Genomic DNA, 14,384 nt, shown 5'->3' on the forward strand with positions numbered 1-14,384 from the left:
ATATCGCTGGAAATACAAAATAGATGATTTTTCTATTGTATAATGTTTATGACAATCAATCCATTGATATGTTATTACGGAAACGCTATACTAGTTTTAAAGGAGTGGTAAAAATGCTGGCCCGGGGCTCCAAGGGTTCGGATGTATCAGAATTACAGTTAAACCTGATGAAACTGGGTTTTAACCCAGGCGCCTGCAGCGGTTTTTACGACGCCCGGACGGAGGAGGCGGTGATGATCTTTCAAAAGGAAAACGGCATTCCCATATCCGGAATAACCGACCGCAATACAGAAGAACGCATTTACCAGCTGCTCCGCCGCATGTCCATAAATGCGACAGGGGACGGTTCTCGGCTGTCGCAAAACCCCCGTCGGAAATGCGACAGAATGGAACCGTCCCCCTGTCGCACTATTTCACCTTGACAATCATTTCAACTTCACAGCACGCTCCCAGGGGCAGCTCGCTTACTCCCACGGCGGACCTGGCATGCTGCCCGGCCTCTCCGAATATTTCCCCAAGCAGCTCGGAAGCCCCGTTTATTACTCCGGGCTGCTTGGTAAAACCGGGAGCGCTGTTCACAAATCCGGTCACCTTGACTATCCTCTCTATGTTGTCCAGGCTGCCCACCATCCCCCTGACCGCGCTCAGGCAGTTCAAAGCGCATATTTTCGCCGCCTGGTAACCCTCCTCATCGGTTATCCCTTCACCCAGCTTGCCCTTGTATTGCAATTCTCCATTGACAAATGATAACTGGCCGGAGGTATACACGTAATTATCAATCCTGACCGCCGGGACGTAGGCTGCCACCGGCTTGGGCGCCCGGGGAATTTCTATTCCCATTTCCTTTAATTTAGCTTCAAACATTATTTATCTCCTATCAATTTTTTTAATATATTTTACCATTAACTGTATTAACATACTAAAAATCTTTACGGTACGTTCCCGGCGCGCCTAATATTGATTTTTATGATAGACCCGGGGCTCCCGCTGATTTATACTAAAATCACACATTCGCTGACAAAGGGACTGATTAAATGACAATGGCTAAAACCAGAATCAATTTCCATTTGCCCGACGGCGGCAGGTTCGGACTGGAAAACACCCCGGGGATAACCTATATTATAGGGCCCAACGGAGTGGGCAAATCATACGCTCTGAAAAAATTTGCCCGGGAAAACCCGGATCAAGCCTTATATATATTACCCAGCAGAAAGGACGTCAGGAGAAACCTCACCCAGTCCGAAAGAAGCGACGAGAAACAGTTTTTCAATGAGTGGCTGGCCTACGAACAACTGCGCCGTTACTGGTACCGCACCATCAGGCAGCCCGGATTGCTGGCCCTGGCGCTTTCTTTCCTGGAGAGGCTGGGAGTACCCCAGCGCTTTTCGGTCAGCATGGAGGACGGCTCCTTTAAATTCCACCCCTCGGAAACCGGCGGCTTTTCCCCCGGAGAAAGCCAGCCCGCGGGGCTGCTCAACCTGCCCCTGCTGGGAATTGCTGTTTACGATCCTTCCCGGAAGCTGGTTATAATCGACGAACCGGAACAATCCCTGCACCCCCAGGCGCAGCATATTTTTGTCAGCGTGCTGCGGGATGTGGCCAGAATTCAGGAGAAGCATTTCATCCTTTCCACCCATTCGCCATCCATGGTGGACATAAGAGACAAAGACGACCTGGGTAGAATTTTCTTTATCCGGCGAAGCAAAAAGGACCTGCACCACCGCAAGGTATTCCGCATCAACCCGGCTGATACCGGGGAGTACGCGGATTTGATCCCCGGACTCACCACCTATAAAAGGGAGATATTTTTCGCCGACAAGGTGATACTGGTGGAAGGCCAGCACGACCGGGATGTGCTGCACGCCCTGGTGGAGGCCGGTGACTTCGGAGTATCCCTGGCCCGCACCAGCATACTGCCGGTGGGAGGCTTCGGCTCCATGGCCAAATATACCGCCTTTTTCAAAGAAATCGGTGTTAAGCCCTTTGTTGTCTGCGACAGGGACACCATCTACCCCACCTCGTCCATCCGCTGGAGCTGTGGCCGCTCCGAGTCGGGAAGCTTTGAATGGAAGGGCTGGGTCAATCCCACCACAGCCCGTCTTTTTGCGGAAGGAGAAAGGGAGAAAACAAAAAAACCTGAGGCCAACCTGGACCCCTCACGGTTTGAGCACCTGGAAAGCCTGTCCAGAAAACTTTCCAGAACCATGAAAAAAGCGCTGGCGGAGGTGGAAAGCAACCCGGCCGGGGCTAAAGGGCTGCGGTCGCTGGAACCGGCCCTGGACGAGCTGGCCAAAAAAAATTCACCCGGCTGCGAATTCAAAGACTACAAGGAATTCCGGGTGTATCACAGCATACTTTCCGCGATTCTAAAAGAAAACGACTGGAGAGAGACAGTTTTCGGCAACACCTTCTCCCAGGTGGAAGAAGCCTATAACGGATTTGAAACCCAGGCCTCCCAGCTGGACATACTGCTTCTCCGGGACGGCAGGCTGGAAGACATATATCTGCACGGCGGCAGGGAGGATTTGACCAAAACTGAAAAATCCCTGGCCGAAGCCAGGGACATACGGAGAATATATGCCTCCGATCCAGGCAGGATCGACCAGGACTACGCCCAGATTATACAGCCTTTAAAGGAAAAGAATTTTATCCGGAGGGTTAATCCCGGCCTGCCTCACGAGGCAGCCGCCATCATCGCCGGCAAGCTGCACGAAATATATGACTACCTGTTCGGTTCGGGAAAAATAGCGGAACGGATACAGCAAATGCTGGAAAGCGGCAAACTGGAGGAGCTGTCCTCCGGAGCCGGGGTAACAGGGTGGAAGGAAGACGGCCCGGACAGCCACGTTGTATTGTCCATACCCTTACTGAGGGGATACCTGTCCGAAGACGGCAGCATATGCCTCACCTCCACCCAAAGGCCCGACTTCTTCAGACTGCTCTACCAGTAGGTACCGCGGTAAGCAACGGCACGTACAGTTACCCTGGTTATCCAGCTTCACTTATAAAGCCGTATGACAACCGGCCTGGTGAACAAATAAAGCAACCTGGAAGGAAGGGTTCCCGGCACATCGGAATGTGATAATTTGTATGCCAGGTATTATAACTTACCGGTAGACAGACCGGGGACCGGTAAATGAATTATCGCGTCAATTACCTTACCAGTTGAAAATGCGACAGGGAAGAACCGTCCCCTGTCGCATTTCTTTTAACCCAGTGTTTTCTTCATATCATCCAGATTTTTGTTTATCTCCTTTAATGTATTAATCCTACTGTTTTGTATGCTTATTATTTCCTCCAAACTACGGAGAATCCCGGCACTGTCCCCGGATTTTTTGACTTCTTTCAGTTGCGATACCTTCCTGTTCAGATGGCCGGAGGAGGCTTGAAGCACTGATTTTGCCTTTTCCACGTTAACTGTGACAGTCTTCATTTCAGCAACGTCACCGGCGGTAAGTCCCTTTCCGTTCTGCTGTTTCAACTGTATTATCCTGGCCTCTATTTCCTTTATCCGGACCTTCATAGCAACTTTCATCGCCCTTATTTCCGCGTTGTTCTGCTTTATTGTCGCATACTTTACAGATATTTTCCGGTAATCGGCCGCAACCTTCCGGTACCCGGACTCCGGCAGGTACTGTCCGGCCTCCGAGGCGGGCGGGTTTGTTCTAAATGCCAGGGCAAGGGGGATGCTGGCAAATAGTATGGCAGACAGCATAATTAATACCATCTTCTTTACCCTGTTCATCATTGTTCCCCCTCGTAAAGCAGTTCGCTTTCGTCTATGTCCTCAGTCCCATCCAGGGCTTCCAGCAAATCGTCCAACTGGCGGTCAATCTCCTCCAGCATCTGCCCGGCTTCCTGACCCGGAACCTGATTTTCCGATTTAATGACAAGGTCCGGCTTTTCCACGGCCCCGCCGGGCTGTCCCCCGGGTTTAACCGCGGAACCGGCGGCTTTATCCTTACCGCCGTCGATTTTCTTCACCGCTCCGTCATCTTTGCCGGGTGAAACAACTGACTGTTTGCTCCCGCCGGTATCGCTTCCGCCGGTGTCAACCTCGACGGACTCCTTCCCGGTTTCCGGTGGTTTGACTTCCGGTGGCGCTTTATCGCCACAACCGGCAATAAACACTATAAGAAGCATTGCCGCAAGCAGCCGGAGCTTTAAGCCCATTTATTTCACCTCTAATGATAAGGATTTAAATCATGCCGGCACCTCCTTGTGAGGGAGATTATAAATTCCGGCTGTAAAAAGGTTATATATTAAATGTAAACAAACTGTAATTTAGTCGGCGGCTACCCGGGAATTTCCACGGTCATTTCCGTTCCCTGCCCCAACCGGCTCCTGGCGGTTACCCTGCCGCCGTGCAGTTCCACCAATTCCTTGACTATGGCCAAACCCAGTCCGGTCCCCCCCGAGGCGGAATCCCGGGAGCTGTCCACCCGGTGAAATTTATCAAAAATTCTTTCCAGCTCTTCATCGGGGATACCCCTGCCGCTATCCCTGACATATATACGGACATAAGCCTCTTCGGCAATTGCCCCGACGACGATTTCCCCACCATCGTCCGAATATTTTACAGCGTTGCTTAAAAGATTTAAAACTATCTGCCTCAACCGGTCCTGGTCGGCCTGGACAATTATCTTTTCCCCCGGGCTCACATTTATGGAGATGTTTCGTTTTTCCGCCCCGAGCCTGTATTCCTCCGCCAGTTCCTTAAGCAGAGCGGCAACGTCCACCGGGCCGGGATTGAGTTTTATGCCTCCGGCCTGCAGTTTTGCCAGTTCCAGCAGATCCTTCACCAGTCTGGTCAGCCTGGCGGTCTCCTGGTGGGCCAGTCTCAGATACCTGTCCTGCTGCCCAGGTGTTATCACCCCGTCCAGTATTCCCTGTATGAATCCCCTGATTGTGGTCAGAGGTGTTCTCAACTCGTGGGAAACGTTGGCTATCAGCTCCTTGCGCATCTGCTCCACCTGTCGCAGCCTGTTTTTCATATAATTGAAGGACAACGCCAGCCTGGCTATTTCATCCCGCCCCTCCACGGGCACGTCCCGGCTGAAATCCCCCGCGGCAATGGCGTCCGCAGCCAGCCTTATATTTTCAATGGGCCGGGATATACGGCGGGAAACAGAGTATATCACCGCCGAGGCTATGATAATGGAAATAAAGGCAGTACTCCAGATTAGCCTGTATATGCTGAGCAGCGCTTCGTTAATCCGGTCCAGGGGCGAAAAGAGCAGCACAGCTCCCTCCACCTGCCCGTCGATCATCACCGGAACCCCCACAAACACCACATACATGTTCATATAACTGGAATAATATTTTTTTCTTACCAGGGTCTGACCTTTGAGCACTTCCTTTACATCCTCTGCCAACCCGTCCCGGGTATCCCCGTTCATGCCGTCCCTGTCCGGAGTATTTATTTCATTTAAATTTTCTCCCTGCAGCAGCACAACCCTGGCGCCGGCAACCTCACCCGCGGTATTTACAGCCTGCACCAACTCCCCCTGGCTGATTTCATCCTCTCCGTATTTCCGGGCCAGCGCCTCCACGCTTTTGCCCGCAGACTGAAGTTCCCGCTTTTTCTGCTCGAAGAAATAATAATTCATGTACTGGCTCATGGCCATGGCCAGCGTTCCGATAACAGCCACTATAATGACCATGTAAGTGACCAGCAGCCTCTGAAAAGTATTTTTAAACATTACCTGACCTCAAATTTGTAGCCCACGCCGTATATGGTTTTTATCAGCCACGGCTGTTCCCGGGAATCCAGCTTTTCCCTGAGTTTTTTCACATGCATGTCCACGGTGCGGGTTTCCCCCACGTAATCGTATCCCCACACCTTTTCCAAAAGCCTGTTCCTGGTCAGGACAATGTTTTTATTGAGTACCATGAAATGCAGCAGCTGGGTTTCCTTGGGGGTTAATTCCACGGGCTTTCCATTCAACCGTACTTCATATTTCTCCATGTCCATTACCAGGCCGCCCACCCGCAGGGTATCGGCTGTTCCATCACCGCCGGCGGCTTTTCTTTTTCTCAGGTGGGCCCTTACCCTGGCTGCCACTTCCAGGGGGTCAAAGGGTTTTACCACGTAATCGTCCGCCCCCATGTCCAGCCCTGAGACTTTATCCTCGCTGGCATCCCTGGCGGTAAGCATTATCACGGGAATGTCGCTGTCCTTTCTAATCAGCTGGCATACCTCCCAGCCGTTGATTATGGGAAGCATGATGTCCAGTATTACCAGATCCGGTTTCTCGCTCCTGAAAATGTCCAGGGCGGTACTGCCGTTATGGGCGAAAAGCAGCCTGTGGCCGTCCCTGCTTAAATATAGCTGCAGCAACTCACATATGTTACTGTCGTCATCCACCACTAGTACGGTAGTATCATTCCGGCTCATCTTGCACTCCTATAAGGGGGTGAGCTAGTAATATGTTAATAAAAAAGTCTGATCCCATTAACTATTCTATTGGCATGCTAAATTTCCCTTTAGTAATTATCGGCATTATCCCGGCCGGGGTTGTCCGCCGGTCCGAAGGGCTCCTCCGCCGGCAGTTCCTGCACGTTTTTCAGCTTTCTCTGAATGGCCCGGGATTTGGATGCCGCGGTTTCCATGGTGTTGCTGGCCTCCTGCAGTTTCTTCCTGGTCTTGTCCAGCATGTCCCCGAACTTTATGAATTCGGTTTTTACCGCTCCCAGCAGGGCCCATACCTCACTGGAACGTTTTTCGACGGCCAGGGTGCGAAAGCCCATTTGCAGGCTGTTCAGCAACGCCGCCAGGGTAGTGGGGCCGGTGAGCACAACCCTGTGGTCCCTCTGCAGGGATTCGCAAAGCCCGGGTTTTCTGAGAACTTCCGCGTACAACCCCTCCACCGGCAGGAACATTATACCGAAATCCGTGGTATTCGGCGGGTCAATGTACTTCTCCCTGATATTTTTTGCCTCGTATTTTATCCTGTTCTCCAAAAGCTTCCGGGCTTCCTCGGCCTCCGCCTGGTTAGCCTGCTCCCGGGCATCCAGCAGCCTCTGATAATCCTCCAGGGGAAACTTGGCGTCTATGGGCAGCCAGACAACATTCTCTCCGGGGTTCCGGCCGGGAAGCTTGATTGCAAACTCCACCCTTTCACTTGCTCCCTTTTTGGTGGACACATTACTTTCATACTGCTCCGGGGTCAACACCTGCTCCAGAAGGCTGCCAAGCTGTATTTCTCCCCAGGTGCCCCTGGTCTTGACATTGGTGAGCACCTTTTTCAGATCTCCCACCCCGGATGCCAGGGTCTGCATCTCTCCCAGCCCTTTATGCACCAGTTCCAGCCTCTCGCTGACAAGTTTGAAGGATTCCCCCAGCCGTTTTTCCAGTGAGGCGTGAAGTTTTTCATCAACGGTGGCCCGCATCTGCTCCAGCTTCAGGCTGTTATCCTCCTGAAGCTGCTTAAGCTTTTGCTCCACCGTGTCCCTCATTTGCTCCAGTTTTTTTTCATTGCTGGCCGTAAGCTCCGAAAGCTGCCTGCTGAAAGTGTCCAGCTGGTTTCTCTGCAAACCTGCTATTTCCGACATGTGACTGAGTACCGAGTCGTTGAAAAGGTTAATGTTTTTTACCAGTTCTTCCCTGAATATCCTTTCCAGCCGCTCCTGGTTCTTATCCGCCGAGGATAACTGATATTCCAATTGGGAAAGCCTGGCGGAGGTGCGGGTCATGTGAACCACCAGTAATAAAAGCATTAACAGGTTGATAAGCGAAAACATAACCGATAAAAAGTCATTTAACATAAAATCCACTCATCTCCCAAAACCACAGAAAATATTCTTTAAAATGCGACAGCGGAGAACCGTCCCCTGTCGCATTTTTCGCATTGGCTAAAAAGTAAAAAGGCAGCGCGACATTAAGACCATGCCGCGCCGCCCGGTTACCGCTAATTTAAAAGCAAAGGAATTATCTCTATCACCGTGCCGCATTCCGGGCACTGTATTCTCCTGTTTGCAGGCATCTTCTCAAAGGTGATTTCAACATCGCACAGGGGACATTTCACCGCTGAATGACCAGATTCGTTCCGGTATTCCTGGGATTTGTCACCACTGCCGCATGCCGAACAACTGCCGCAACCCGACATACAAAAATCTCCCCCCCGTAATATTATCATCAGAAAATCATGACAGGGCGGCGCTTTCACCGGCTATAAAACCCGAGGACCATGCCCATTGAAGATTATACCCCCCGCAGGCTCCGTCGATATCCATAATCTCCCCGGCGAAAAACAGCCCGGGGGTTAGTTTTGACTCCATTGTCTTCTGGTTGATGTCCCTGACGTCAACCCCCCCCGCGGTCACCTGCGCCGACTGCCACGGATTTGTCCCGGTTACTTCAAACCGCCAATTTTGTAGAATTTGTGCTATATTATTTTTTTCCTCCGCTGTGACCCGGCCGGCATTTTTTTTCACATCCGGGATACCGGCCTCCCTGAGAAGCACCGGCACCAGCCTCTTATTGATGAAACCCACAAAGCTGAAGTCCAGGTTTTTGTGAGACTGTTTTTGCAGCCGGTCATTAAGATATGCCTCCAGTTCTTCCCTGGATTTATAGTTTATTAAACAAATCTTTAATATTACCTTTTCTCCCCTGCGCAGCCAGTCTCCTGCCGTTCGGCTCAAAGAAAGTATGGGAGGGCCGGAAATGCCGTAATCGGTGAACAGTATTTCGCCTTCCGCCCCGGCAAGGGACTTGTTTCCCGCCATAATCTCCGCGGAGCCGATAAATTTTATGCCTTTAATTTGCTTTAAATAGGGAGAATCCAGCTTTAACTGCACCAGGGCGGGAAAGGTGTCCACAATACTGTGGCCCAGTTTTTGCGCCAGGGCGTAGCCGCTGCCGTTGGACCCCAGGCCGGGCGCCGCCCTGCCGCCGGCGGCGATAATTACCCGCTGGGCTGCCACGCTGTTTCCGTCCCCCAGGTGCAGTGTAAAATTCCCCTTGCTTCCCGCAATATTTTTCACCTCTGCCTGGCAGACCGTCTCAACCCCAATAACTTCAAGCTCGTGGCGCAGCACGTCCAGAACGCTGGAGGCCTGGTCGGAAACCGGAAACACCTTGCCGCCCTCCTCCACCTTGCAGGTCACCCCCAGCCGGTCGAAGAATTCCACGGTCTTTTGAAAGTCAAACCGGCTCAGGGCCGAATAGGCAAATTTGGGGTTGGAGCCGAAATAATTTCCAATGTCCAGATGGGTATTGCTGAGGTTGCACCTTCCGTTGCCGGTGGCCAGAATCTTTTTGCCCACCCTGTCCATTCGCTCCAGTATTACCACACCGGCCCCCCTGTGGCGGGCTGAAATGGCAGCCGTAAGCCCGGCCGCGCCCCCTCCCACCACAGCCACCGCCGGAGAAGATTTGCCGGCCAAAGTCAGTCCCCCTTTTCCGGACGGCCGGAGTGACCCGGCTGCTTCACCATTGGTTCATATTTCATTATTATGTGTTCCGCCGCCTTCATCCCGTCCACAGCCGCGGACACTATGCCTCCGGCGTAGCCGGCTCCCTCTCCGGCGGGGTATAGACCGGCAATGCTAGAGCAGCAATGGTCGTTTCTCTGTATTCTCACCGGCGAGGAACTCCTGGTCTCCACCCCGGTCATCACCGCCTCCGGCAGGGCGAAGCCTTTCAGCTTGCCGTCAAATTCCAGTATGGCTTCCCTCATTGTACTGATTACATAATCCGGCAGACAGTTTTTAAGCTCCCCCGGCGACACGGTCCGGGTATAAGAAGGTTTAACCCCGCCCAGGACAGTGGAGGGCCTGTCCGCCAGGAAGTCGCCCACCAGCTGCGCCGGGGCGCCGTAATGGCCGCCGCCCAGCTCAAAAGCCTTTTTCTCCCACCTTCGCTGGAATTCCACCCCGGCCAGGGGATGGCTGCCGCCGAAATCTTCCGGTGTAACCCCCACCAGCAGCGCGCTGTTGGCGTTGCCTTCCGAGCGTGCGTATTCGCTCATGCCGTTGGTGACCACGCAGCCCTCCTCCGAGGCCGCGGCCACCACGGTACCGCCGGGACACATGCAAAAGGTGTAGGCGGATCTGCCTCCGGGCGAGTGGTAGGCCAGTTTGTACTCCGCGGGCCCCAGCCTTTTATGGCCGGCAAACTGCTTGTACTGGGCGCGATCCACAAGTTCCTGGGGATGTTCAATCCTGACCCCGATGGAAAAGGCTTTGGGGGTCATTGCCACCCCCCTGTCATGCAGCATGGCGAAGGTATCCCTGGCGCTGTGTCCTATGGCCACTATCATAGCCTGAACATCCATTTTTTCATTTTCATTAACGACAATACCCGTAAGATTGTTTCTTTCGACAATTATATCCGTTACCCTGCTGTGAAACCGGACTTCACCGCCCAGAGCCACTATTTTTTCCCTTATATTCTTTACCACGGTTTTGAGAATATCTGTTCCCACGTGGGGCTTGTAGGAATATGTAATTTCTTCAGGCGCTCCCGCCAGGACCATTTCTTCGATAATCCTTCTGCAGCGCCTGTCTTTAATAAGGGTGGTCAGCTTTCCGTCCGAAAAGGTGCCTGCGCCGCCCTCCCCGAACTGCACGTTGCACTCTTTATCCAGGCGCCCGGTTTTCCAAAAGCGGCTAACTATCTTCGTGCGGCTGTCCACATCCGCCCCTCTTTCCAATAATAGCGGCCTGTAGCCCATCCCGGCCAGCAACAATCCCGCGAACAGGCCGGCCGGCCCGGTGCCCGCCACCACCGGCCGGCAGTAAAGTATTTCATTCCCCGGCCTTACATATTTGTACTCCATGTCCGGGGTGACGGTTACATCCCTATCCTTAATCCTGTTTAAAACAGTCTTCTCTTCCTGCAGCTCCACGTCCACCGTATAAACAAAATAAATAACGTTGCTCTTTCTGGCGTCTATGGACTGGCGAAATATTTTCCAGCTTATTATATCCCTTTCATTAACACGCAGCTTTTTACATATCTTTTTTATGATTTGAGGTTTGTCCTCATCAAGGGATAGTTTAATACCCGAAACCCTCAGCACAGTCATACTCCTTTTCTTACAAATCAATAAATCTATTCTATCATTTTCGGTTTTTATGTCAAACTTTACACAATTAAATAAAAACAGTTCTAATTATGACTGTATGTAATCAGCTCCATGCTTCCCGGGGCGCACTGATAATAATCCGGACAAAAAAATAAACCACCCTGACCGGAGTGATTAAATTTTCACATTAAAGTAAATAAGGTTATGTTACGATTATTTAATTAATGGTTTTATACTAAAAATAAAAATCATACTAAAGGAGGATTTACACCCATAGACGTTGTATGATATTAAATACAATACACTACATATTACAACATTTAATGTCGACTTCTTACATATAATTACAAATCAATACAAAAACGACTCATGAGAAAGGGGTGATATAATGCAAACAATCAATTCTTTTTTAAGAAGCAAGGAAAAATTCCACGTGAGAATAATTAAAAAATACGGAGATACCATGGAATTAAAACTAATTCCCAACACTTTGGTTAACCTGAATGGCTGTGCTCTACTGGTAGATGACAAAGTGGTGGACATAAAAAACAGTTCAGTCGAGATAACCTCCAACCAGCTAAAAATAACCAGGGATACCACATCGATTACAATATCTTAATTATTTACAAAAATTAACAATCAACTCTAAAAACAATTTACATATAAATATTCTTTCTACACAAAATAGTCTACCTGGTTTTGATTTTCCTGCACATTATCATATTCACGGCGGCTTCGGTCTAATACCAAAGTATGATTGACAGGAAATATATTAATATTAACTGCCGGTCCTCCTCTGGCAGAGTCCGTATTATGCTCATTCCTTATTCTGTTCCCGGTTTTTATAACATTTTTGGGAATGTATATCTTCCTGCGGCCGGATAACCTGGTATGCCGGTTAATATTAAAAAATACAAACGCGGATATTATGATACTAACAACCAATAATATAACCACGGTGATTTCAAAAAAAATACAACCACCCCCGCTACAAAAAACATGTTAAAAGAATTTTATCCTTTTCCGGGTATTAGTCTTAAAGCTTTAGTCTCCCCATTGTTGCGGGCTGTGGTAATACCCGGGGCGCTGCCGGCCGGCAAGGGTTTCTGACGGCTCAGGTCCGTCTTGCAATAAGGGCAGATCCACCTGGCCGAGGATGCCGAGTATGAGTCTCCAGCACAGTTGGGACATGTTTTTTTATACAAGCAGCCATTACCTCCAGGATATGACTTATTTATTATTAAAGCTTAGCAGCTTTGGCTATATAAAAATATAATCTGAAGGAATGATATTAGTATTAAAAAGCTATTGGAATTGATATCCAATGGCTTTTATATTCACATTGCAATCCGGGTAACTTAACAAACATAAATCTGTTAATTTCAACAAACAATTTGCCAGGTGAAAATTAAAATACCAAAAACATGTGAGGAATTATAACCAGGGAAGTATTAATTCAACAATGGCCTCCCGTCTTCCAGGCGGATATTACGCCCGCAAAACCCGGCGACCCTGCTGTCATGAGTGGCTATCACCACTGTTTTCCCTTCTTCACTTAGCTTTTTCAGCAGGCCGGTTATCCCGGCCCCGGTTGCCGAATCCAGGTTTCCCGTGGGCTCGTCGGCCAGAATTATATCAGGTTCCAACAATAGCGCCCGGGCCACGGCCACCCTCTGCTGCTCCCCTCCGGATAATTCGGCCGGCAGCCTGTTTTCTTTTCCTCCCAAGCCCACCGCCCGCAGCAGTTCCCTGGCCCTGTCCCTGAACCTCCAAAGCTTTCCCAGTGGATAGCAGGGCACCAGCACGTTCTGATAAGCACTTAAAGATGGTATAAGACAATAGGACTGAAATACAAAACCCGCCGTATTCCTGCGATAGCGGCATAGTTCTGCCTCACCCATACACGCAATATTCCTGCCGCCGATAAATATCTCGCCGCTGCTGGGCCTGTCCAGGGCTCCTATAAGGTTCAACAATGTGGTTTTGCCGCAACCTGAGGGGCCGGTAAATGATACAAACTCCCCTTTATCTATTTCCAGTAAATCAATTTCCAAAGCCCTGACCGGGGACAATCCCCGGCCGAATATTTTGTTAACATTTTTTAGAGTAATAAAATTTAAAGCCTTCAATATTTATCCTCCGTTTAAAGAGTGCGCATTATATCCGCAGGAGGAGTATTTTTCGCCCGCCAGGCAGGGTACAGGCCTCCCACCGCTCCCACCAAAAATCCGTAAAAAATAACCGCCGATACCACCTTCCAGTTTAGCAAAGCTATTTCCACGGCCATGTATTTTACAGCCAGGGAAAGGCCGGCATAGCCCATAACAACCCCCAGCAGGGCACCCAGCACGCTCAAAGATACGGACTCGACCATGACCATGAAAACCACGTCGCCCGGCTTCCAGCCAAGGGCTTTTAATATGCCGAATTCCTTCCTGCGCTCGATTATGGAAAGCAGCATCACCACAGAAATAGAAAGCCCTCCCGCCACCACGGCCACCAGGGATATGGCCAGCAGGAAATTGTTCAGGGAGTTTAGAAGGCTTTTCAAGGGAACCAGAAGTTCCCTGGGAACAGTCACTTGCAAGGACTTGCCTCCGCCGGTGACATGATTGATATCCTTTACTGCCGCGTCAACGTGCTCCAGATCATCCACCTGGGCAACTATGGCCGAATACCGCCCATCATTGATATTACCTATATCTCTTGCCAGTTTGTCATCGGCGCTAAAACCGCCGTCCAGAATCTCGTTGCCGCTCTGGTAAATCCCTACCACCTTTAATTCTTTAAACTGATAAGGATTGTCACCCGGCGTCACGGTGAACCGGTAAATTCCACCCATTTCATAGGGAATATCAAGCAATTCCATATACTCTTTTAAACTTTTTCCCATTATTACTTCATTTGGCCCGGAGGGGACGGTACCTTCGATAATATTTTTGAATGGAGCTCCTGCCGGTCCCATATCGCCAAGACTGTCATATCCGAACAGGGGCATAACAACATTGGCAGCCTCGGGTCTCAGGATAACTGAAACCTGTCCAAATACTTCCTTTATATGTGGTAATCCTTTTACAACATCCATGTATTCGCCGGGTATTGTTGAAGAGCCCATGCCCATCAACATCCCGCCGAATATAGAATCCCGCCCGGATATCACAATCTGTCCGGACACTTCATTAAAGGTCCGCTCCATCCGCTTCTCCATACCGGAGGAAATGGAAAAAAGAAAAGTCATCAGAGCGCATCCGAAAGCCACTCCCAGCACCGCCAACAAAGAAACCGACTTTTTTCTGAAAACGTTTCGAATAGAGAAAATTAACAATGACAAAAAAATCCTCCAAGCAATCC

Annotated in this window: 14 protein-coding genes; 3 read left to right on the plus strand and 11 right to left on the minus strand. The window is 50.3% G+C overall.

Going from position 1 to position 14,384, the window contains the following annotated elements; translation table 11 throughout:
- The first annotated feature begins 113 nt into the window (after positions 1-113).
- Positions 114-422 (plus strand): peptidoglycan-binding domain-containing protein, encoded by a 309-nt coding sequence (locus tag DCCM_RS09405; RefSeq protein ID WP_207655573.1) that lies wholly within the window; start codon positions 114-116, stop codon positions 420-422.
- On the opposite strand, the gene DCCM_RS09410 is transcribed toward DCCM_RS09405, so the two are convergent.
- Complete coding sequence (locus DCCM_RS09410) at positions 409-864, minus strand: RidA family protein (RefSeq protein ID WP_174705152.1); 456 nt, start codon at positions 862-864, stop codon at positions 409-411. The genes DCCM_RS09405 and DCCM_RS09410 overlap by 14 nt on opposite strands.
- Before the next feature lie 170 nt (positions 865-1,034).
- Here DCCM_RS09410 and DCCM_RS09415 point away from each other — a divergent pair, with 170 nt between their 5' ends.
- Positions 1,035-2,951: an ATP-dependent nuclease gene (locus DCCM_RS09415; protein ID WP_231702722.1), complete on the plus strand. Its 1,917-nt coding sequence runs from the start codon at positions 1,035-1,037 to the stop codon at positions 2,949-2,951.
- A 257-nt stretch (positions 2,952-3,208) separates the two neighbouring features.
- Here the strand turns inward: DCCM_RS09415 and DCCM_RS09420 are convergent, their stop codons facing one another.
- From DCCM_RS09420 to DCCM_RS09455, 8 genes are all read right to left on the minus strand, one after another.
- Positions 3,209-3,748: a hypothetical protein gene (locus tag DCCM_RS09420; protein ID WP_128739122.1), complete on the minus strand. Its 540-nt coding sequence runs from the start codon at positions 3,746-3,748 to the stop codon at positions 3,209-3,211.
- Positions 3,745-4,173, minus strand: a complete 429-nt coding sequence (locus tag DCCM_RS09425) for a hypothetical protein (RefSeq protein ID WP_104372144.1) — start codon at positions 4,171-4,173, stop codon at positions 3,745-3,747. Before DCCM_RS09425 ends, DCCM_RS09420 begins: the two co-directional genes overlap by 4 nt.
- Positions 4,174-4,295: 122 nt before the next feature.
- On the minus strand, positions 4,296-5,702 hold the full coding sequence (locus DCCM_RS09430; protein WP_104372145.1) for a sensor histidine kinase: 1,407 nt from the start codon (positions 5,700-5,702) through the stop codon (positions 4,296-4,298).
- Entirely contained in the window at positions 5,702-6,397 is a 696-nt protein-coding gene (locus tag DCCM_RS09435; protein WP_104372146.1) for a response regulator transcription factor, read from the minus strand. The genes DCCM_RS09430 and DCCM_RS09435 overlap by 1 nt, the downstream gene beginning before the upstream one ends.
- Positions 6,398-6,486: 89 nt before the next feature.
- Positions 6,487-7,767: a DNA recombination protein RmuC gene (locus DCCM_RS09440; RefSeq protein ID WP_104372147.1), complete on the minus strand. Its 1,281-nt coding sequence runs from the start codon at positions 7,765-7,767 to the stop codon at positions 6,487-6,489.
- Positions 7,768-7,910: 143 nt separating this feature from the next.
- Positions 7,911-8,108 carry a hypothetical protein gene (locus tag DCCM_RS09445; protein WP_104372148.1) on the minus strand — a complete coding sequence of 66 codons (198 nt, stop codon included), beginning with the start codon at positions 8,106-8,108 and terminating at the stop codon, positions 7,911-7,913.
- Positions 8,109-8,145: 37 nt separating this feature from the next.
- Positions 8,146-9,396 carry a BaiN/RdsA family NAD(P)/FAD-dependent oxidoreductase gene (locus DCCM_RS09450; RefSeq protein WP_373855433.1) on the minus strand — a complete coding sequence of 417 codons (1,251 nt, stop codon included), beginning with the start codon at positions 9,394-9,396 and terminating at the stop codon, positions 8,146-8,148.
- Positions 9,393-11,027 (minus strand): NAD(P)/FAD-dependent oxidoreductase, encoded by a 1,635-nt coding sequence (locus DCCM_RS09455; protein WP_104372150.1) that lies wholly within the window; start codon positions 11,025-11,027, stop codon positions 9,393-9,395. The genes DCCM_RS09450 and DCCM_RS09455 overlap by 4 nt, the downstream gene beginning before the upstream one ends.
- A gap of 394 nt (positions 11,028-11,421) precedes the next feature.
- Here DCCM_RS09455 and DCCM_RS09460 point away from each other — a divergent pair, with 394 nt between their 5' ends.
- Positions 11,422-11,652, plus strand: coding sequence for a hypothetical protein (locus tag DCCM_RS09460; protein WP_104372151.1), 231 nt, complete (start codon positions 11,422-11,424; stop codon positions 11,650-11,652).
- An 832-nt stretch (positions 11,653-12,484) separates the two neighbouring features.
- On the opposite strand, the gene DCCM_RS09470 is transcribed toward DCCM_RS09460, so the two are convergent.
- Together DCCM_RS09470 and DCCM_RS09475 are read right to left on the minus strand one after the other, a co-directional pair.
- On the minus strand, positions 12,485-13,162 hold the full coding sequence (locus tag DCCM_RS09470; RefSeq protein WP_231702723.1) for an ABC transporter ATP-binding protein: 678 nt from the start codon (positions 13,160-13,162) through the stop codon (positions 12,485-12,487).
- 14 nt (positions 13,163-13,176) lie between these two features.
- Complete coding sequence (locus DCCM_RS09475; RefSeq protein ID WP_104372154.1) at positions 13,177-14,364, minus strand: ABC transporter permease; 1,188 nt, start codon at positions 14,362-14,364, stop codon at positions 13,177-13,179.
- Positions 14,365-14,384 lie beyond the last annotated feature (20 nt).

Source organism: Desulfocucumis palustris (assembly GCF_002933875.1).
Lineage (GTDB): Bacteria > Bacillota > Desulfotomaculia > Desulfotomaculales > Desulfocucumaceae > Desulfocucumis > Desulfocucumis palustris.